Source organism: Mucilaginibacter auburnensis, assembly GCF_002797815.1.
In the GTDB taxonomy this organism is placed as follows: Bacteria; Bacteroidota; Bacteroidia; order Sphingobacteriales; family Sphingobacteriaceae; genus Mucilaginibacter; species Mucilaginibacter auburnensis.
This window is the reverse complement of record NZ_PGFJ01000002.1, coordinates 1,587,436-1,605,420: the sequence shown is the minus strand read 5'-3', so window position 1 is coordinate 1,605,420 and position 17,985 is coordinate 1,587,436. Positions and strand designations below refer to the sequence as shown.

Genomic DNA, 17,985 nt, shown 5'->3' with positions numbered 1-17,985 from the left:
TTTATGGGAGAGATCCATCACCCTTCAAAATATATAGATGCGCGTTACGTGGACCTTATCCGCACTAACGCTGCTGAGGCGGAACAATTGGGTAAGCTGAACGCTGACGCACTGGAAATTGTTTATAGAGAAAAATGGTTTCGCTTATTGGTGCCTGCCATTTATGGCGGACGAGAAATTACGCTTCCCGAATTAGTGCGGTTACAGGAATCTATCAGCTGGACGGATGGCAGCACAGGCTGGGTAGTTACCCTTTGCAGCGGTGCGGGCTGGTTTGGTGGCTTTATTGACCCAGATGCTGCTAAGGAGATTTACAAATCCGAAGAGGTTTGCCTTGCAGGAAGCGGCGCTGCCAGTGGTACAGCGGAACAAACTGATACTGGATACATCCTTAATGGAGAATGGAATTATGCCAGCGGCGCTTACCATGCCACGCATTTTACAGCCAACTGCTTTATTACCCGAAATGGTGAGAGGCTTTTAAACGAAGCCGGAGAGCCGCTCATTTTGCCATTTGTTGTAGATAAAAAAGATGTGACCTTGCTGCCTACCTGGAAATATATGGGCATGGTTGCAACCGGTAGTCATTCGTTTGAAATGGAGGATGTACATGTGCCTGCAAACCGCTGTTTTAAATTAGATCCTGAGCATGCGCAAGTGGAAGGTAAATTATACAAATACCCTTTTATGCAATTGGCTGAAGCCACATTGGCGGTGAACTTATCCGGAATGGCGGTGCATTTTGTTGATCTATGCCGTGAGGTTTTTGCAGATAGAAAAGGGCATCCAAGGGTAACACCATCGCAAACAGAAATGGTGAACCAAGCATTGATTAATCAGGCGGAAGAGTTGGATAGTGCTCGTATTGCACTTTTCAAGGCTGTAGATGCGTCATGGAGTGATACTACATCTGACAATTTAAAGCAGGTAAGCAAAACAAGCAGAATATTAGCAGCTACGGTTAGGGATGTAGTGAGCTTACTTTATCCCTATTGTGGCTTAAAGGCGGCAGACCCAACAACAGAAATTAACCGCGTTTGGCGCGATCTGCATACTGCAGGGCAGCACTCATTGTTAACCTTTCTGGATGTAGCCGATGATTAATTGAGCTGTTTTAGCCGACGCACCGGGTTCGCCCATTAATTGGTCTAATTCGTCATAATCTGCAAGCATTTGCCGCCGGTAAGCAGTGTTGTTCAGCAGCGCGTCTAACTCGGCGGCAATTGTTTTTGGGTTACAGTCTTCCTGTATGAGTTCTTTAACTACCGGTCGGTTCATTATCAGGTTAACCAGCGATATGAACTTGACCTTTACTACCAGTCGCCCTATAGTAATAAACAATGGTTGACCCTTATAAACCACCACCTGTGGAACATTAAGCAAAGCGGTTTCAAGCGCTGCTGTGCCCGATGCTACAATAGCAGCATCGGCATTACTTAACAGATCATAAGTAGCGTTAAATACAATAGGTATACGTTTGCCTTGTAAATAAGGTGCATAGTAATCCACATTGAATGATGGCGCACCGGCAATTACAAACTGATAACCTTTAAACTGATCAATAACAGCCAGCATATCTGGCAGCAGTTTACTTATCTCCTGCTTGCGACTGCCGGGTAATAAGGCTATCAACTTTTTGCCGGTAAGGTTATATTTAACCAAAAAATTATTGTCGGGTTTAAAAGCGGCAACAGCATCTAACAGCGGGTTGCCAACATAGTCAACCTGCATATCCCATTGCTTATAAAAATCTACCTCGAATGGTAATATGCAAAACAAATGATCAACAACGCGCTTAATTTTCAGTACGCGTTTTTGGTTCCATGCCCATACCTTAGGCGATATATAGAAATTGACGTTTATACCCTGCTTTTTAGCAAACTCTGCAATTTTCAGGTTGAAACCGGGGAAATCTATCAGTATCAGTGCATTGGGTTTCCAGCTTAGCAAGTCCTGTTTGCACTGTTTCATGTTGGCTAAAATGGTGGGCAGGTTCATAATAACCTCAACAATCCCCATGTAAGCCATCTCGGCGTAGTGCTTCACTAATGTCCCGCCTTCGGCCAGCATCAAGTCACCGCCAAAAAAGCGAAACTCAGCCTGCGGATCAAGTCTTTTAAGTTCCTTCATCAAATTAGCCCCATGCAGATCGCCGGAGGCCTCGCCGGCTACCAGGTAATATTTCATACAGAGAATATATTTAATGAGCTCATGTTAAACATTGAACTTCCAACTGTTTAAAACAGGAATTGCGTGGTGGGCGGTCATATCAAAATGAACCGGTACTACCGATACATAATTATTATCCAAGGCCCACGAGTCGTTGTCCTCGCCGTTATCATTTAACTGGAATACACCGGTTAGCCAGTAGTAAGGGCGTTGGTGCGGGTCCATACGCTCATCAAACTCTTCGGCCCATTTAGCATTAGCCTGGCGACATATTTTAATGCCTTTCAGGCTGCCTCCTTTCGGGAAGTTAACGTTAAGCAAGGTGGCTGTAGGCATGCCATTTTGCAAAACCTGTAAGGCAATTTCTTTTACATATTTTATGCAATGGCTAAAATCAGCCTGCAAAGTGTAATCATCCAATGAAAAACCTATTGCCGGGATGCCTTCAATAGCCGCCTCTACCGCTGCCGACATAGTGCCTGAATAAAGCACGTTTATGCCATTGTTCAGTCCGTGGTTAATGCCGGATACGCACAGATCTGGTTTTTGACCTTTAAATATTTTATTTACTGCCAGCTTAACACAATCAACCGGAGTGCCGGAACAGCTGTACATTTCAATGCCCTCGTAAACATCAACAGGGTCTAAACGCAGCGGTTTACCAATAGTTATGGCATGCCCCATACCCGACTGTGGACTGTCGGGCGCTACCACAACCACGCGGCCTATCTCTTTCATTACATGCATTAGCGCCTTTATGCCGGGCGCGGTAATGCCGTCGTCGTTCACTACAAGTATGGTGGGTAGGTGCTTTTTCATATTTATGCGAAGTTAGCCATAATTAAAGAGGAGTGAGGCAGTCTTTATAAATTATGGCAGTGGGGTTAAATAAAAAAGCTCCTTTTTACAGGAGCTTTTGTTGTTATAGATCGTTGATCCATTTTACCAGTTCTTCGCGGCCCTTGCCGGTTTTCTGCTGGAGTTTACCTAACAGTTCGTCGTCTTTTCCTTCTTCTCTTACCAGATCGTCATCGGTCAGATCGCCGTAGGCTTGTTTTATTTTTCCTTTCAACTCGTTCCAGCCGCCTTTTAATTCTAACTTATCCATAGTGTTTTTATTTAGATGTATAGGTTTAACATCTGAAAGCACTATGGGTTTTAAAATTAAGAAACAAGAATTAAGATTCAAGAAGTAAGACATAAGTTGCAGCACATAATAAAAGAGCCCAAACCCTCTGGTCAGGCTCTTAAATCTTGCCTCTTATCTCTTCATTTCCATCAATCTACAACGCTCCCGCCTTAATCTCCTCCACCACAGCCGGATCTAAGAGTGTAGATGTATCACCTAAATTACCGGTATCGCCTTCGGCTACCTTACGCAGTATGCGGCGCATAATTTTGCCTGAACGCGTTTTTGGCAAGCCGCTTACAAACTGAATTTTATCGGGCTTGGCAATTGCGCCTATAATGCGGGCCACGGTCATGATGATGTCTTTTCGGGTAAGCTCATCATCTGAGTGCTTGTTCGGACATACCACAAAGGCATAAACCCCTTGGCCTTTAATGTCATGCGGATAACCTACCACTGCCGATTCAACTACACTGCTGTGCATGTTGATGGCATTCTCCACCTCGGCAGTGCCAATACGGTGACCCGATACGTTTAACACATCATCAACACGACCGGTAATGCGATAGTACCCATCCTCGTCGCGCAAACAACCGTCGCCGGTAAAGTACATATTGTCGTAAGTAGCAAAGTAGGTAGTGCGGCAACGCTCATGATCGCCATAAGTAGTGCGCAGCATACCAGGCCACGGGAATTTAATGCACAAGTTGCCGCTTACGTCGTTACCAACAACTTCTTCACCTTTCTCGTCAACCAAAATGGGTTGTACACCCGGTAATGGTAAGCCTGCAAAACTTGGTTTAAGCGGCGTTATACCCGCAACAGGCGAGATCATAAAGCCGCCGGTTTCGGTTTGCCACCAGGTATCAACTATCGGGCATTTGTTATGACCAATATTATCATTAAACCAGTGCCATGCTTCTTCGTTAATAGGCTCGCCTACAGAGCCTAATTTGTTTAGCGAACTCAAGTCTTTATCTTTTACAACATCCAGGCCGAAGCTCATTAACGAGCGAATGGCTGTAGGGGCAGTATAGAATATATTTACTTTATATTTCTCAACTATTTCCCAAAATCTGCCCGGAGCCGGCCAGGTAGGTATGCCTTCAAACATCAGGGTGGTTGCGCCTTGAGATAGTGGGCCGTATACGATGTATGAGTGACCGGTTATCCAACCGATATCAGCCGTGCAGAAATAAACTTCTTCAGGCTGGTACTGGAAAGCAGTATCAAACGTAAAACCCGTATAAACCATATATCCGCCGCAGGTATGAACCACACCCTTGGGTTTGCCTGTTGAACCTGATGTATAAAGGATGAACAACATATCTTCTGCATCCATCTCTTCTGCAGGACAGTCTGGGTTGCCTTGTGTTTCCACTTTTCTGATCTCATCTTCCCACCATACATCACGACCTTTTATCATGGATATTGGTGTGCGGCTATGGGTAAGTACAATAACGCGTTCAACAGATTTGCACTGTACCAATGCATCATCAATAATTGATTTAAGTGGAACTTCTTTGTTGCCGCGCACACCGCCATCTGCAGTAATTACAATGTTACAGGCGGCATCCTGTATACGGTCGGCAATAGATTGTGCCGAAAATCCACCAAATACCACCGAATGAATTGCGCCTATACGCGCGCAAGCCAAAACAGCAATGGCCAGTTCGGGCACCATGGGCATGTATATACATATACGGTCGCCTTTTTTAGCGCCGTTGTTTTTTAATGCGTTGGCAAACTGGCAAACCTTATCATGCAGCTGGCGATAGGTCAATACCCGATGTGAATCTTTAGGATCATTAGGTTCCCAAATAATGGCGGTTTTATCGCCGTGTTCTTCTAAATGGCGGTCAAGGCAATTCTCGGTAATGTTAAGTTTAGCACCTTTAAACCACTCAATACGAGGCTCTTTAAAGTTCCACTCTAATACTTTGTCCCACTTTTTTCTCCACTGAAACGTGTCAGCAACTCCGGCCCAAAACTCTTCGGGCTGTTCAACGCTTTGTTTATATACTTCTTTGTAATGGTCAAATGACGAAATTTTCATAATGGCTTAATTGGTAGCGCAAATTAACGATTTATGTAAAAGGTGTAATTAAAGCGCGATTAATTTTTACGAATACGAGAGAGTTTAAAATAGCATCTGCATGATGCGCATTAAATGTGTTTATTGAGCCTCGCTATGCTCCTTTTAAACAGCGAATTAAAATTTTAAAATATTTTTAAAACCTTGTTGTCTATTTGATTGAAAATCCTGATATTTGCAAACTCTTTTGATAAAAGGGGTTTAAAATTAATTTGTCATGTCAAGAATTTGTGATCTAACAGGAAAAGGCTCTATAGTTGGTAACAACGTTTCTAACTCAAACGTAAAAACCAAACGCAGATTTCATCCAAACCTGAAACTTAAGAAGTTTTATATTCCTGAAGAAGATAAATGGATAACCTTAAAGGTATCTACATCAGCGGTAAAAACCATCAGCAAAAATGGTATCACTGCCTGCATCAATAAATTTGTAAAAAAAGGATATATATAGTAGTGTAATAGAGATTGGAGATTAGTGATTAGTTTCACTTATTCACTCGCTCAATCCTCATTCGCTCCTTCAATAATTAAATACGATGGCTAAGAAAGGTAACAGAGTTCAGGTAATTTTAGAGTGCACCGAGCATAAAACAAGTGGTATGCCAGGTATGTCTCGTTACATTACCACCAAGAACAAAAAGAACACTACCGAAAGATTAGAGCTTAAAAAGTTCAATCCGGTTTTACGTAAAGTAACTGTTCATAAAGAAATTAAGTAATTAGTTGGTTAGGCTGAATGGAAACGTTCACTCAATCACTTATTCGCTAATTCAATAATTAAAAAAAGACATGGCAAAGAAAGTAGTTGCAACCCTGAAAACAGGTGCTGGTAAAGAATACTCAAAAGTAGTTACAATGGTTAAGTCGCCTAAAACCGGTGCTTACTCATTCAAAGAGGCAATTGTGCACAACGATCACGTTAAAGACGCGATCAACGCTGCAAAAGGTCAATAATTATTTTTGATGATAATATTAAAGCCGTCTTGTATTTACGAGAGGGCTTTTTTTGTTTACCTCACCCCGACCCTCTCCTAAAGGAGAAGGTGGTTTGACGGTAAAATGAAGAACAGAGTACTATATTTGCTTTAAAGCATTCATAACTCCTCCCCTTTAGGGGAGGCAGGGAGGGTAACATGGGACTATTTGATTTTTTTAAGAAGAAAGAAAGCACGCCACAGGAACAGGAAGCCTTAGATACAGGTCTGGAAAAAACCAAGGACAGCTTTTTTTCAAAGATAACCAAAGCTATAGCAGGTAAATCAACCGTTGATGATGACGTGTTGGACGACCTGGAGGAGATATTGGTAACATCAGATGTTGGCGTATCAACCACGCTTAAAATAATTGAACGCATACAGGCCCGCGTTGCCCGCGATAAGTACGTAAGTACATTAGACTTAAATGGTTTGTTGCGCGATGAGATACAGCAACTGCTTGCCGAAAATAACAGTAACGATTTTGCCAATTTTGAATATGGCAGCCACAAACCTTACGTAATTATGGTTGTGGGTGTAAACGGTGTGGGTAAAACAACTACTATTGGTAAATTAGCGCATAAGCTAAAGCAAGCCGGGAACCAGGTAGTGTTAGGTGCTGCGGATACTTTCCGCGCGGCTGCTGTTGATCAGATCAAACTGTGGGGAGATAGGGTTGGCGTTAAAGTTGTGGCACAGGCTATGGGTTCAGATCCCGCTTCGGTTGCATATGATACTTTGCGGTCGGCAGTTGCCAATGGCGACGATGTGGCTATTATTGACACTGCAGGTCGTTTGCATAACAAGGTTGGCCTGATGAACGAGCTCACCAAGATCAAAAATGTGATGCAAAAGGTTGTGCCCGGCGCGCCGCATGAGATATTATTAGTGCTTGATGCTTCAACCGGACAAAACGCCATTGAGCAATGCAAGCAATTTACAGAAGCTACCGCCGTTAATGCTTTAGCCCTTACCAAGTTAGATGGTACGGCAAAAGGTGGCGTAGTAATAGGAATATCAGATCAGTTTAAAATACCCGTAAAATATATTGGCGTAGGCGAAGGCATAGAACAACTGCAGTTGTTTGATAGAAAAGGTTTCGTAGCGTCTTTGTTTAAAGAGTAAAAGTAAGATTGTTCATTCTGAGCGATAGCGAAGAATCCTATCAAACTTTTAATGCGACGCGTTATAGTTAGGAGTATAAGATTCTTCGCTATCGCTCAGAATAACAGTAAGGAAAATTAATGCGTACAAAAGAGATAAGTAAGCCGATACAACTTAAAAAGCCCCGGGTTAACGTGGTTACACTCGGCTGCTCAAAAAACATCTACGATTCGGAAGTTTTGATGGGACAGCTAAAGGGCAATGCCTTTGATGTGGTGCATGAGGCTGATAAGGTGGGAAAGAATGATATTGTGGTGATCAACACCTGCGGCTTTATCGACAACGCCAAGCAGGAATCAATTGATACCATATTACAATACAGCGAGCTCAAAGAACAGGGTAAAGTTGGGAAGGTGATTGTTACTGGTTGCTTATCTGAACGTTATAAACCTGAGTTGGAAGCCGAGATAACCAATGTTGATGCCTATTTCGGCACTAACGATCTTCAAAATATTTTAGGCTCATTGGGCGCTGACTATAAGCATGAATTAATAGGCGAGCGTTTGTTGACCACGCCATCGCACTTTGCTTATTTTAAAATTGCCGAAGGTTGTAACCGCCCGTGTTCTTTTTGTGCTATTCCATTAATGCGTGGTACGCATGTATCAACACCAATGGATGAATTGATAAGGAATGCAGAGACTTTAGTAAAAAACGGTACAAAAGAGTTAATCCTGATAGCACAGGATCTTACCTATTATGGTTTGGATCTGTATGGAAAGCGTAATCTGGACGAATTGTTACGTCGCTTATCAGACGTTAACGGTGTTGAATGGATCAGGCTGCAATATGCTTACCCTTCGGGCTTCCCGATGGAGATTTTGGATGTGATGAACGAACGGTCTAACATTTGCAAATATCTGGATATGCCGTTACAACACATTACAGATAACATGCTGAAATCAATGCGTCGTGGTATCACCAAGCAAAAAACCATTGACATAGTTAACCAGATACGCGATAAAGTGCCTGGCATTGCCATGCGTACAACGCTGATAACCGGTTACCCGGGCGAAACACAACAGGATTTTGAAGAGATGCAGCAATGGGTGGAAGATACCCGTTTTGACCGCTTAGGTTGCTTCACCTACTCGCATGAGGAAAAAACACACGCTCATAGTTTAGTTGATGACGTACCCGAAGAAGTAAAGCAGGAACGCGCCGATGCTATAATGGAAATTCAGCAGGGAATATCTTTTGAAAAAAATCAGGAAAAAGTTGGTAATACCTACAAAGTGCTGATTGACAAAAAAGATGGAGCTTACTTTGTTGGCCGTACTGAGTTTGACTCGCCTGAAGTTGACAATGAAGTGCTGATTGACGCGACAGTTGATTATGCTCCTGTTGGCAGCTTTGTAAACATAAAAGTTGACTCAGCAGAAGACTTTGACCTTTATGGACATATTGTAAAATAATCAGGATTTATATAAGCAATTATCTTTTTAGGATATTAAAATCTAAATTCGGCATTTCAGTATAAATCCGAAATAAAATGGACGTTGCCTGTATAAGCTATAAAGACACTGGTTTTTTCTCTTCAACTGTAACAGATTACATTGAGGGTAAGCCTGAGCTTAAACCCTTTTACGGCTATAAACCGGATTTCGACGGCTTCGCTGAGTTGCTAAAAAATAAAAAAGTAATTGCCAACAGGGAGATATTATCCAACGTTTTAAACGAGCAATATCAGATCATTGTTAAATACGCCCGTATTTGGAACAGTAACTTTTGTATACCCGGAGCGGTGCAAAATAACATCAACCTGCTTAAGGAAGATAACACGTATACCATTACTACCGGCCACCAACTCAATATATTTGCTGGTCCGCTTTACTTTATTTATAAAATAGTAACAGCTATTAAACTGGCCCAACAGTTAAAGGAAAAACACCCAGATAAAAACTTTGTGCCTGTTTACTGGATGGCCTCAGAAGATCATGACTTTGCTGAGATAAGTTATACCTACATCGGCGGTAAAAAAGTGCATTGGTGGCTGGATGCATCTGGAGCTACGGGGCGCATTAATCCGGAAACCATGCGTCAGGCGCTTAACCAGTATAAGGGAGTGTTAGGTATGGAACAGTTTGGCTCTGAACTGGCCGAAATTGTAGAGACCGCCTACACCCGCTTTGATAAACTGGCCGATGCTACCCGATACATGGTAAACGCCCTGTTTGGCCAGTATGGTTTAATTATTATTGATGCCGACAATACCCGCCTTAAAAAACAGTTCGCGCCCATAATTGAGCGTGACGTTTTTGAACAGAACAGTTTTAAAAATATAACCGATACTAACAAAAAGCTACACGATTTAGGCGTACACATACAGGTAAACCCACGCGAGATCAACTTCTTTTACATGAAGGGCGGTGCGTTACGGGAACGCTTGATTTATGAAGACGGTTTATATAAAGTAAATGATACCGAAATAACTTTTACGGAGGAGCAACTGCGCGAACAGATCAATAAACACCCTGAACGGTTCAGCCCTAACGTAGTAATGCGACCGCTGTACCAGGAGTGTATATTACCCAACATAGCGTATGTAGGCGGTGGGGCAGAAGTAGTGTACTGGCTGGAACTAAAATCAAATTTTGATTTTTACGGGGTTGATTTTCCTATATTAATATTGCGTAATTCCGCTATGGTAATGCGTAAAGATACCGCTGGGAAAGTAAAACGCATGGAATTATCAATAGCTGACTTGTTCAAGTCTGCTGATGCAATAAAGGCGCAATGGGTACAGCAGCACAGTGAAAATAAGCTCTCGTTACAAAATGAATGGCAGCAGTTGCAGGCTGTATTTGAGCAAATAAAAGCTAATGCTTCGCGTATTGATGTATCGTTGGTACCATCAACTGAAGCGGTGCAAATACGTTTGAAAAAAGCGTTGGATAACCTGGAGAAGAAGCTGATCAAAGCCGAAAAGCGTAATTACGAAACCCGCTTAGGGCAAATTGATGCTATTAAAGCAGAGCTTTTCCCTAACGGTAGCTTGCAGGAACGTACCGAAAACTTTGGTATGCTTTACGTACGCTGTGGGCAAAACTTTATTGACGAACTTGTCCGCCTTTTTGAACCGCTGGATTTTGAGTTTGCGGTGTTGACGGAATAAGATATTATTAAGCGTCATGCTGAACTTGTTTCAGCGCCCCATCAAACAGCCAGCGCATAACTTAGCGCGTGAGATGCCGAAATAAATTCTGCATGACGTTGTTAACTATTTCCTTTTTTCTACCCTGTCATAAAATCCACCAAAAACATTTTCTTTAACCGCAGCTTCTTTGAAGAACTCTCCAGGGAAGCCAAGGTCAATTTTGCTTGCTTCATCTAGCTTGTGTATTTGTTCGGCAGACAGTTTTAAATTAACCGCTTTAATATTTTCCTGTAGTTGCTCAACCTTAGTTGCACCTGCAATGGGTATGGATGAAAAACCGCGGCTCATGGTCCATTGTAACGCAACATGGCTGGCTGGCACACCCAGTTCATCAGCAATACTAACAACGGTCTCTGTAATGCCTGTGGCCCGCTCGTTACGGCGGTTGCTTTCTGCTTTAACCCTGCCTTGTTCTCCACGCAAATATTTGCCGCTCAAAACGCCTCCACCCAAGGGCGCCCATGGCGTAACTGTCATGCCGAAATGTTTAGCCATTGGTATCAATTCGCGCTCGGGCGTGCGTTGCAGCAGACTGTATTCTACCTGTAAAGCTATAAACTGGCTCCAACCCATTAACTCGGCAAGGGTGTTGCCTTTAGCTACCATCCATGCCGGCGTGTCGCTTATGGCAGCATAATTTACTTTACCTTGTTTTATCAGGTCGTCAATGCCACGCAGTATTTCATCAACAGGGGTAAGGTCATCCCAAATGTGGAGGTATAAAACATCTATAAAATCTGTTTGCAAACGCTTCAAACTTTCCTCCACACTGCGCATCATGTTTTTGCGGTTATTGCCTGATGCGTTAGGATTAGTGGTGTTATCTTTCAATGTATATTTAGTAGCTACCACAAAATAATTACGATCATGATTGCTCATATACTCGCCAATTATCTTCTCGCTGGTACCCAGTTTATAAATGTTGGCGGCATCTAAAAAGTTACCACCTGCATCGGCAAAGGCATCCATTATGGCAAAGCTCGTTGCTTTATCGGCACCCCAGCCTGCTTCAGTACCAAAGCCCATCGTACCTAAACATAGTTCAGAAACTTTTAGCCCCGAACGGCCTAACAACTTGTAATTCATAGTAAAATAGTTTATATCAAACTTAAACAATAAAACCTGCGGGTTGTAATTTATATATGAAAGTTATAACACTATATAACCGCATTACAACAGATGAGTTGTTAAGCTATTTGCAGCAAAAGCTAAACCCTTTGTTTAAAGAACAACGGCAGGTAGATAATGTGTTGCAAATATTTAAAGCAGATGAGACAGTAACTGTTACGATGCCTGAACTATATGAAGGGCCGCTGTTTGAAATAGCTGTTAACGGTAGCGAACTATGGATAACCCGAAATGAGCATTATGTTGACGATGTTAACTCACTCGCAATTGAGTCAATACTAAACAATTTGTTTGATGATCTGTCAGGAGGGCAGGGGACAGATTTGGTGTTAGAAGGGTAAATCGGTTTATCTACGTATAGCTGAGAATACTGTATGGTTTGTTTTGATTTAAGCTAATCAAACGCAAAAAATAAGGCCTCTTTTTCTGATGAAAAGAGGCCTTGATATTATTTGTCTCAAAATGCAGTTTATCCGTATATCCAGCTAAACTTATATTCCAACTCGGGGTTTTTCATGCGGTCGGCAACGCGCAATAAACGGGCCGGTAAAGCCAAAACGTAGTCGCGGGCTTTTTCGCCTTGCTCATCTAAATCGGTCACTTTTTCAATTTGCCATTCGTTGATCAGGTCCTTTAAAATGTCAACATAATCAACAGCGGTATATATACCCAAACGCTGTGCAGCATCAGTAAAATGACCGAAAGTTTGGCCTATCTTTAAACCAACTTCGCGTAAAAAGTGAGCTGGCATTACAATCTTTTTGCGCATCATATCTTCAAAAGCCAGCATAGCCTCGTTTGCATCTATTTCAAATACTTTTTTGATGAAATACATGTATGCTTTGGCATGGCGTGCTTCGTCAGACGCGATAACACCGCACATTTTTGAAAGCAGGGTGTCGCCATCTTTCTTAGCCTGCGATGCAACCCTTCTGTGCGATACGTTAGTAGCTAATTCCTGAAAAGAGGTGTATATAAAGTTACGGTACGGATCATGCCCTGTACCAATATCAAAACCATCAGCTATTAAGTATTGGGTAGAAACTTCCATGGCCCGCATGTTAACACGACCGGTTAAGTAGAGGTATTTGTTAAGGAGGTCGCCATGACGGTTTTCTTCGGCTGTCCAGTGGCGCGTCCATTTCATCCATCCACCCTCTTCGTTATCTGATACGCCTTCAACCATTGTTAACCATGATTCATAAGTTGGCAACGCTTCCTCAGTGATAGTATCGCCAATTAAAACAGCAACAAGATCATATGACAAGCCCTGTGCACTTTCGCGCAGGTCTTTTATTTCGTCAAAAAACGAATCGCTTGAAGAATCGGGTAAAAAGTCAGTAGGTTGCCAAATGGTATCAATTGGCTTTAAATATTCATGCATTTTTTCAAGCATGAACTGTTCAATATGCCGCATTGCTTCCCGCCTTTTTTCTTCAAAAAATCTCATAATTAATAGTTAGCCCGCAAAGTTAATCATTTAACATTTAGTACTTACATCAATTTTTAACCCCGTACCCAATAGCATCTTTCATGCAATCAGGCAATGTTTCAATTGATGGGTTACCCGTAAAAATAGAAAATGTTCCGTTATAGTCCCACAACATGCCCGGTATATTTAATGTTTTAAGCGTTTTACGCATAGCTTTTATGTAACGGCAACGGCTATCCAGATCGGCGTATTGGTTGTAAACGCCATATTCACCGCATAATATAGGAACGCCATATTTCTCTCCCCATTTTTTAGCTATTGTTAACTTATCAAACAGCGCTTGCTCATTTCCGTCTGTGCTATACTGGGCGTAATTGGTTTCACCCCATGTGTTTTTTGCTTTGGGGTTAAGCTTAGGAAATTTTTCCGCACTATAAGGAAATGGCACCCCAACGGTGGCTACCTGATCGCCCACCCAATCTGCACCTTGATGCGTGAAGAAAAAAGGTTCGTAAAAATGAAAAGTATAGATAATGTTTTCGTCTGCCAGGCGCACAAAACGGCTCAGTTCATATATGCTGTTAAAGTTGGAAGCGCCAACTATCAGCGTTCTGTTAACGTCAACTTTTCTTATAGCTGTGGTAATATTGTAAGCGGCATCTTTCCATATTTTTTCATTCATATGCGGCGGCTCATTATATATTTCAAATAACAGGTTATCGGCACTTACATTCTTATAACGTTTAGTTAAAATAAGCCATATGTTAATGATTCTGGGTGTTTCTGTTAAGTAACTGGTATCATTTAACTCGCCATAATGGCAGTCAATAACCAGTTTAAACTGGTTTTTATTGCAAAGGTTTACAATTGCATCAATGCGTTTTAAAACTGTATCGAGCGGGATTTTTTGTTGCTCAAAAAAACCAAACGCAACCGGAAGACGTATACTTTTAAACCCTAATACTTTAAGCAGATTGAAATCGTGTTGGTCAATATCACGTTTTAATATATCTTTATTCCACGTTTGTTCAAGCCAGGAAATACTAACGCCATTATCTAAACTTTTAGCGCGTTTAAACGTAGTTAAACGAACTTTGGAAATGCTTGGTTTGTTTTTTGCTTTAACCTGGGCCACGGCTGTTGTGGCAATGAGGGTAGATGCGGCCAATATTAAAACTATATTTTTCATTAAGTTATTTTGTTTGTTTAATAGTAACCGTTTAATCTTTTTATAATTTAAAAACGAATAATGTTTGTTCAAATTACAAAAGAAGAATTTTCAAAAGAGGTTTTAAAAAAAGCGTGGTACCAAACCAATAATATTATCTGGGCCCTTGTTTTCCTGTATCCCCTCATAGGTGTAGTTGATTATATATGTGCCGGCGATGTGTGGGTACAATTTGTGATCGTTCGTATCATTATTGTACTTTTAGTACTGGGTTTTTACACCGTTTTTAAAAGCAATAAATATAACTATCGCATACTGCTGCATTGTGTATTCTTTCTGGTATCGTGCTCTTCAGCTATCTTTTGCAACCTTGTTCCAACAGATCATTTACAAATTTACTGCCTTGTTTATTCGGCCTTAATTTTATTTTTTAACATACTGGTTTTTTGGGAACCGGTGCATTCCATTGTACAATCTCTTGCTGCCCTGGTTTTACTATCTGTATTCTTTAACACCCTTAACAGCAGCAGCGCCGAAGATTTTATTGATAATGGCGGGCAATTCTTTTTTATTGTTGCCTCACTATCATGCCTTATTCCCGGCGCACGTTTTAAAGTTATGGAACGCGAAGCCAGGCAACAATTGCAGATTGAAAAATCAAACGAACAGCTTAAATTACAGAACCAGGATATTGTTGAGAAGAACCGCATTATTGATATGCAGTATGAGCGTATGCTTAAAATGGATGAGCAGAAAAACAGCTTCATTAATATTGCGGGTCATGATCTTAAAAACCTTATCGGCTCAATTGTAATGAGCACCAACATGATAAAGGAGGATGAAGACAGGCTTACCGCAGACCAGCGCGAGTTTATTGGATACATCACCGAATCGGCAGAGAAAATGCAATATATGCTGAACAAGTTGATGGATGTTAAAGAAATTGAATCGCCTGAATTGAAATTCAATCTGGAAATATTTGACATCAACGTAGAGGTGCGCCGCATTTTCCGTGGTTTGGTGGAGACTGCTCAAATGAAGAACATCGCGTTAGCTGATAATATTTTGAAACTTCCTCTAAATGTGAAATTAGATAAAGTGTTTGCAGGGCAGGTGTTTCAAAACTTGTTGTCAAATGCTATAAAGTTTTCGCAAACCAATAACAATATCAAAGTAATTACCAGTTTACAGAGGCAGAAATTTGTTTTTGAGATAATTGACGAGGGTATTGCTATAGGCCAGGATGAACTGGATATGATGTTTAACAAATTGCAAACACTTAATGATGCATCAACCAGCAAGGAAAGCAGGTTAGGTTTGGGCTTATCAATAGCTAAACTAATAACCCGTGAAATGGGCGGCGAATTATTTTACCGCAGCGATGATAACGGAAATTATTTCAGAGTAGAATTTAACGTAATAAACTAATATACCAGTAACCAATGAACAAATTATTAAGCTTATTAGCCTTTTTCTTTTTCTTGAGTACAGCCAGCTTTGCTCAAAAAATAGTATCGTTTAAAGCAATGGGGCATGAAGACGAGGCGGTGCAGGGAATGAGCGGCAGTACGGCGTATTATTTGAAAATAGATCCGCTGGTGGAAATGAACGGCAGTAAACTGGTATTGTTTTTTGAGGCATCGCAAGCCCTGATCCGCGAAAAATCATACGTAAACGTTATTATTAATGACAGGCCGGCCTATAGCGCCCGCCTCACACGTGATTCTATCCAACAGGTGTCTTTAAACCTAAGTCGTAATGATCTTTCAAGCGATAAGTATTTGAAGATACAAGTGAAAACTATGTTGGCCGTATCAGACGAAAAATGTAAGGATCTTGACAATCCGGCTATGTGGTTGAGAGTTAAATCCTACTCATACCTTAACCTTGTTAAAAGCAATGCTAACTTTTTTGCTAACGTTAATATAGGTAACAGTTTTGAAACCATGCGTGCTATAGTGTATCCTGCAAATCCAAATTTGCATGATCTGAAAGCGGTTGCGTGGGCGTATTCAAGGTTGAAAAAGGCCGACGTGAGAAACATACAGGTTTATCAACAAGGTAAAATGCCTGATAGCGTAAAGAACTATATAGTAGTTGGTCAGATAGATCGCCTTACTCCAACCCAACGCAGCCTTATAAAAGTTACGCCACAAAAAGGTGAGGGTTTAATGTATTTAAACAAGTCTACAGCGGTTGCTTTAGATACCATTGTAAGGCTGGTAAAAGCAGGTGCAAAAATAATGACGGTTAAATCCTTAGCGCAAAGCACTGTTCCGTCTGAAATATTATTCATTACCGGAGGCGACGATCAAGGATATGAAAAATCAATAACCTCTTTAGGTAATATCAATATTCTTAACTCAACGTTTGGCGATTACCTGTTGATCAATAAGGCTGAGAATACCTTCTTTAAAACTATTGACGAAAACCGCTCTAAACTTAGTTTCAGGCAAATAGGTGGTACCACAAACTTTATGAGTGGTATTGGTAACCTTAAAAGTGTATATAATTTTAAAAACAGCGATTTTAGCTTCACGCCTAAAGAAGTTGAAATTAGGGTAATGGCCAATTATAGCAGCCTTGGTCAAGGCGATAGGGGCTATTTGAATATCTATCTGAATGGCATGCTTATCCAGTCAGAAAAACTTGATGGTTCGGGTAAAGTAAACACCGCGGTAACAATTAACCGTTATCAGCACCATAAGTACAACACGTTAGAAACCGAATTCAGGTTCTACGCAAGCGGTGGTAACTGTAACAATAGTTTTAATGGTTTTTTTGCTGAAGTTGATGTAGATAAATCATATTTGGAGTCAAAAAATCCTTTTGTCACCAGTGACTTAAGCTTCTATCAATATCCTGAAGCATTTAACAATGGTACCACCCGCGTTGTTGTAAGTAAAAAGTATGCTCCGTTTGCGGCAGCTGCCTTGGGTGAAATTATTTATGAATTGAATAATAACATCAACGCCAATAACTTCCCTGAGTTTAGTTACTCAGATGACATGGATGTAAATGAGTTGAAAAAGAACCACATTATTGCTTTATTGTCACATGATGATAAACTGATGAATGAATTCCCTGATGCTCCAATTCAATTCAACCGTAAATTCAGGTTATATAATAACGAGAACAATAAGATAGTTTATGAACTGTCTGACTCTGTATCAAACGGCCTGGCGCAAATATTTTACGGACGCAGCAACAACGCTGTATTGGTTTTAACTGCTACGGGTAAAAACATGGCTAACGCATTTAGTGCAGCATCCAGATCAATAACCGAGCAGTTGTCAACGCTGTCAAGCAACGTGGCTATATCTGATGTTAATAACAACAAGTATTTATTCAATATCAGCAAATCAAGCGAGAACCTGGAATATATTGATACAAAGAGCGTTTTGACGCGTTTTTGGGAAAGCTACAACCTGTACATATTATTGGCCATGCTGGTGCTGATACTGTTAGCATTCCTTTATATACGCGCCAAAGTTCAAAAATCACAAGATATATTCACCGACTAATTATACGCTCCGGCTGCTTTCATGCAGCCGGAGAACTTAATATAA

The 17,985-nt window shown here is 41.2% G+C and carries 17 protein-coding genes; 10 read left to right on the top strand and 7 right to left on the bottom strand.

Annotated features, from left to right (window positions below):
• Positions 1-3: 3 nt before the first annotated feature.
• A complete protein-coding gene (locus CLV57_RS17890) occupies positions 4-1,104 on the top strand; it encodes an acyl-CoA dehydrogenase family protein (RefSeq protein WP_100342743.1) in 1,101 nt (366 codons plus the stop codon).
• On the opposite strand, the gene lpxB is transcribed toward CLV57_RS17890, so the two are convergent.
• The 4 genes from lpxB to acs all read right to left on the bottom strand — a co-directional run bounded on the left by lpxB (position 1,075) and on the right by acs (position 5,354).
• Positions 1,075-2,187 carry a lipid-A-disaccharide synthase gene (lpxB, locus tag CLV57_RS17885; protein ID WP_100342742.1) on the bottom strand — a complete coding sequence of 371 codons (1,113 nt, stop codon included), beginning with the start codon at positions 2,185-2,187 and terminating at the stop codon, positions 1,075-1,077. The genes CLV57_RS17890 and lpxB overlap by 30 nt on opposite strands.
• Positions 2,188-2,214: 27 nt before the next feature.
• Positions 2,215-2,988 (bottom strand): 5'/3'-nucleotidase SurE, encoded by a 774-nt coding sequence (surE, locus tag CLV57_RS17880; RefSeq protein WP_100342741.1) that lies wholly within the window; start codon positions 2,986-2,988, stop codon positions 2,215-2,217.
• 103 nt (positions 2,989-3,091) lie between these two features.
• On the bottom strand, positions 3,092-3,277 hold the full coding sequence (locus CLV57_RS17875; protein WP_100342883.1) for a CsbD family protein: 186 nt from the start codon (positions 3,275-3,277) through the stop codon (positions 3,092-3,094).
• A 175-nt stretch (positions 3,278-3,452) separates the two neighbouring features.
• Entirely contained in the window at positions 3,453-5,354 is a 1,902-nt protein-coding gene (gene acs / locus CLV57_RS17870) for an acetate--CoA ligase (protein WP_100342740.1), read from the bottom strand.
• A gap of 256 nt (positions 5,355-5,610) precedes the next feature.
• Here acs and rpmB point away from each other — a divergent pair, with 256 nt between their 5' ends.
• The 6 genes from rpmB to bshC all read left to right on the top strand — a co-directional run bounded on the left by rpmB (position 5,611) and on the right by bshC (position 10,646).
• Complete coding sequence (gene rpmB, locus CLV57_RS17865; protein ID WP_022830076.1) at positions 5,611-5,844, top strand: 50S ribosomal protein L28; 234 nt, start codon at positions 5,611-5,613, stop codon at positions 5,842-5,844.
• A gap of 85 nt (positions 5,845-5,929) precedes the next feature.
• Complete coding sequence (gene rpmG / locus CLV57_RS17860) at positions 5,930-6,112, top strand: 50S ribosomal protein L33 (RefSeq protein ID WP_022830075.1); 183 nt, start codon at positions 5,930-5,932, stop codon at positions 6,110-6,112.
• A gap of 70 nt (positions 6,113-6,182) precedes the next feature.
• Positions 6,183-6,347, top strand: a complete 165-nt coding sequence (locus CLV57_RS17855) for a DUF4295 domain-containing protein (RefSeq protein ID WP_100342739.1) — start codon at positions 6,183-6,185, stop codon at positions 6,345-6,347.
• Between the two features lie 179 nt (positions 6,348-6,526).
• Entirely contained in the window at positions 6,527-7,492 is a 966-nt protein-coding gene (gene ftsY, locus CLV57_RS17850) for a signal recognition particle-docking protein FtsY (protein ID WP_100342738.1), read from the top strand.
• Between the two features lie 119 nt (positions 7,493-7,611).
• Positions 7,612-8,946 carry a 30S ribosomal protein S12 methylthiotransferase RimO gene (gene rimO / locus CLV57_RS17845; protein ID WP_100342737.1) on the top strand — a complete coding sequence of 445 codons (1,335 nt, stop codon included), beginning with the start codon at positions 7,612-7,614 and terminating at the stop codon, positions 8,944-8,946.
• A gap of 77 nt (positions 8,947-9,023) precedes the next feature.
• A complete protein-coding gene (bshC, locus tag CLV57_RS17840; protein WP_100342736.1) occupies positions 9,024-10,646 on the top strand; it encodes a bacillithiol biosynthesis cysteine-adding enzyme BshC in 1,623 nt (540 codons plus the stop codon).
• A 105-nt stretch (positions 10,647-10,751) separates the two neighbouring features.
• Here bshC and CLV57_RS17835 read toward each other — a convergent pair whose 3' ends face one another.
• The gene (locus tag CLV57_RS17835; RefSeq protein ID WP_100342735.1) at positions 10,752-11,774 is read right to left on the bottom strand and encodes an aldo/keto reductase; all 1,023 of its coding nucleotides are present in this window, start codon (positions 11,772-11,774) and stop codon (positions 10,752-10,754) included.
• Positions 11,775-11,830: 56 nt separating this feature from the next.
• Here CLV57_RS17835 and CLV57_RS17830 point away from each other — a divergent pair, with 56 nt between their 5' ends.
• Positions 11,831-12,157 (top strand): hypothetical protein, encoded by a 327-nt coding sequence (locus CLV57_RS17830; protein WP_100342734.1) that lies wholly within the window; start codon positions 11,831-11,833, stop codon positions 12,155-12,157.
• Positions 12,158-12,285: 128 nt separating this feature from the next.
• Here the strand turns inward: CLV57_RS17830 and CLV57_RS17825 are convergent, their stop codons facing one another.
• Positions 12,286-13,266 (bottom strand): acyl-ACP desaturase, encoded by a 981-nt coding sequence (locus CLV57_RS17825; RefSeq protein ID WP_100342733.1) that lies wholly within the window; start codon positions 13,264-13,266, stop codon positions 12,286-12,288.
• Between the two features lie 49 nt (positions 13,267-13,315).
• Positions 13,316-14,437 (bottom strand): glycoside hydrolase family 5 protein, encoded by a 1,122-nt coding sequence (locus tag CLV57_RS17820; RefSeq protein WP_157799215.1) that lies wholly within the window; start codon positions 14,435-14,437, stop codon positions 13,316-13,318.
• Positions 14,438-14,497: 60 nt separating this feature from the next.
• Here CLV57_RS17820 and CLV57_RS17815 point away from each other — a divergent pair, with 60 nt between their 5' ends.
• Positions 14,498-15,844: a sensor histidine kinase gene (locus tag CLV57_RS17815; RefSeq protein ID WP_100342731.1), complete on the top strand. Its 1,347-nt coding sequence runs from the start codon at positions 14,498-14,500 to the stop codon at positions 15,842-15,844.
• A 14-nt stretch (positions 15,845-15,858) separates the two neighbouring features.
• On the top strand, positions 15,859-17,940 hold the full coding sequence (locus CLV57_RS17810) for a cellulose biosynthesis cyclic di-GMP-binding regulatory protein BcsB (RefSeq protein ID WP_100342730.1): 2,082 nt from the start codon (positions 15,859-15,861) through the stop codon (positions 17,938-17,940).
• The last annotated feature ends 45 nt before the right edge of the window (positions 17,941-17,985 follow it).

Excerpts from the sequence above, each read along its gene's own strand:
- CLV57_RS17890 (WP_100342743.1), top strand. The coding sequence starts at position 4 with ATGGGAGAGATCCATCACCCTTCAAAATATATAGATGCGCGTTACGTG.
- lpxB (WP_100342742.1), bottom strand. The coding sequence starts at position 2,187 with ATGAAATATTACCTGGTAGCCGGCGAGGCCTCCGGCGATCTGCATGGG.
- surE (WP_100342741.1), bottom strand. The coding sequence starts at position 2,988 with ATGAAAAAGCACCTACCCACCATACTTGTAGTGAACGACGACGGCATT.
- CLV57_RS17875 (WP_100342883.1), bottom strand. The coding sequence starts at position 3,277 with ATGGATAAGTTAGAATTAAAAGGCGGCTGGAACGAGTTGAAAGGAAAA.
- acs (WP_100342740.1), bottom strand. The coding sequence starts at position 5,354 with ATGAAAATTTCGTCATTTGACCATTACAAAGAAGTATATAAACAAAGC.
- rpmB (WP_022830076.1), top strand. The coding sequence starts at position 5,611 with ATGTCAAGAATTTGTGATCTAACAGGAAAAGGCTCTATAGTTGGTAAC.
- rpmG (WP_022830075.1), top strand. The coding sequence starts at position 5,930 with ATGGCTAAGAAAGGTAACAGAGTTCAGGTAATTTTAGAGTGCACCGAG.
- CLV57_RS17855 (WP_100342739.1), top strand. The coding sequence starts at position 6,183 with ATGGCAAAGAAAGTAGTTGCAACCCTGAAAACAGGTGCTGGTAAAGAA.
- ftsY (WP_100342738.1), top strand. The coding sequence starts at position 6,527 with ATGGGACTATTTGATTTTTTTAAGAAGAAAGAAAGCACGCCACAGGAA.
- rimO (WP_100342737.1), top strand. The coding sequence starts at position 7,612 with ATGCGTACAAAAGAGATAAGTAAGCCGATACAACTTAAAAAGCCCCGG.
- bshC (WP_100342736.1), top strand. The coding sequence starts at position 9,024 with ATGGACGTTGCCTGTATAAGCTATAAAGACACTGGTTTTTTCTCTTCA.
- CLV57_RS17835 (WP_100342735.1), bottom strand. The coding sequence starts at position 11,774 with ATGAATTACAAGTTGTTAGGCCGTTCGGGGCTAAAAGTTTCTGAACTA.
- CLV57_RS17830 (WP_100342734.1), top strand. The coding sequence starts at position 11,831 with ATGAAAGTTATAACACTATATAACCGCATTACAACAGATGAGTTGTTA.
- CLV57_RS17825 (WP_100342733.1), bottom strand. The coding sequence starts at position 13,266 with ATGAGATTTTTTGAAGAAAAAAGGCGGGAAGCAATGCGGCATATTGAA.
- CLV57_RS17820 (WP_157799215.1), bottom strand. The coding sequence starts at position 14,437 with ATGAAAAATATAGTTTTAATATTGGCCGCATCTACCCTCATTGCCACA.
- CLV57_RS17815 (WP_100342731.1), top strand. The coding sequence starts at position 14,498 with ATGTTTGTTCAAATTACAAAAGAAGAATTTTCAAAAGAGGTTTTAAAA.
- CLV57_RS17810 (WP_100342730.1), top strand. The coding sequence starts at position 15,859 with ATGAACAAATTATTAAGCTTATTAGCCTTTTTCTTTTTCTTGAGTACA.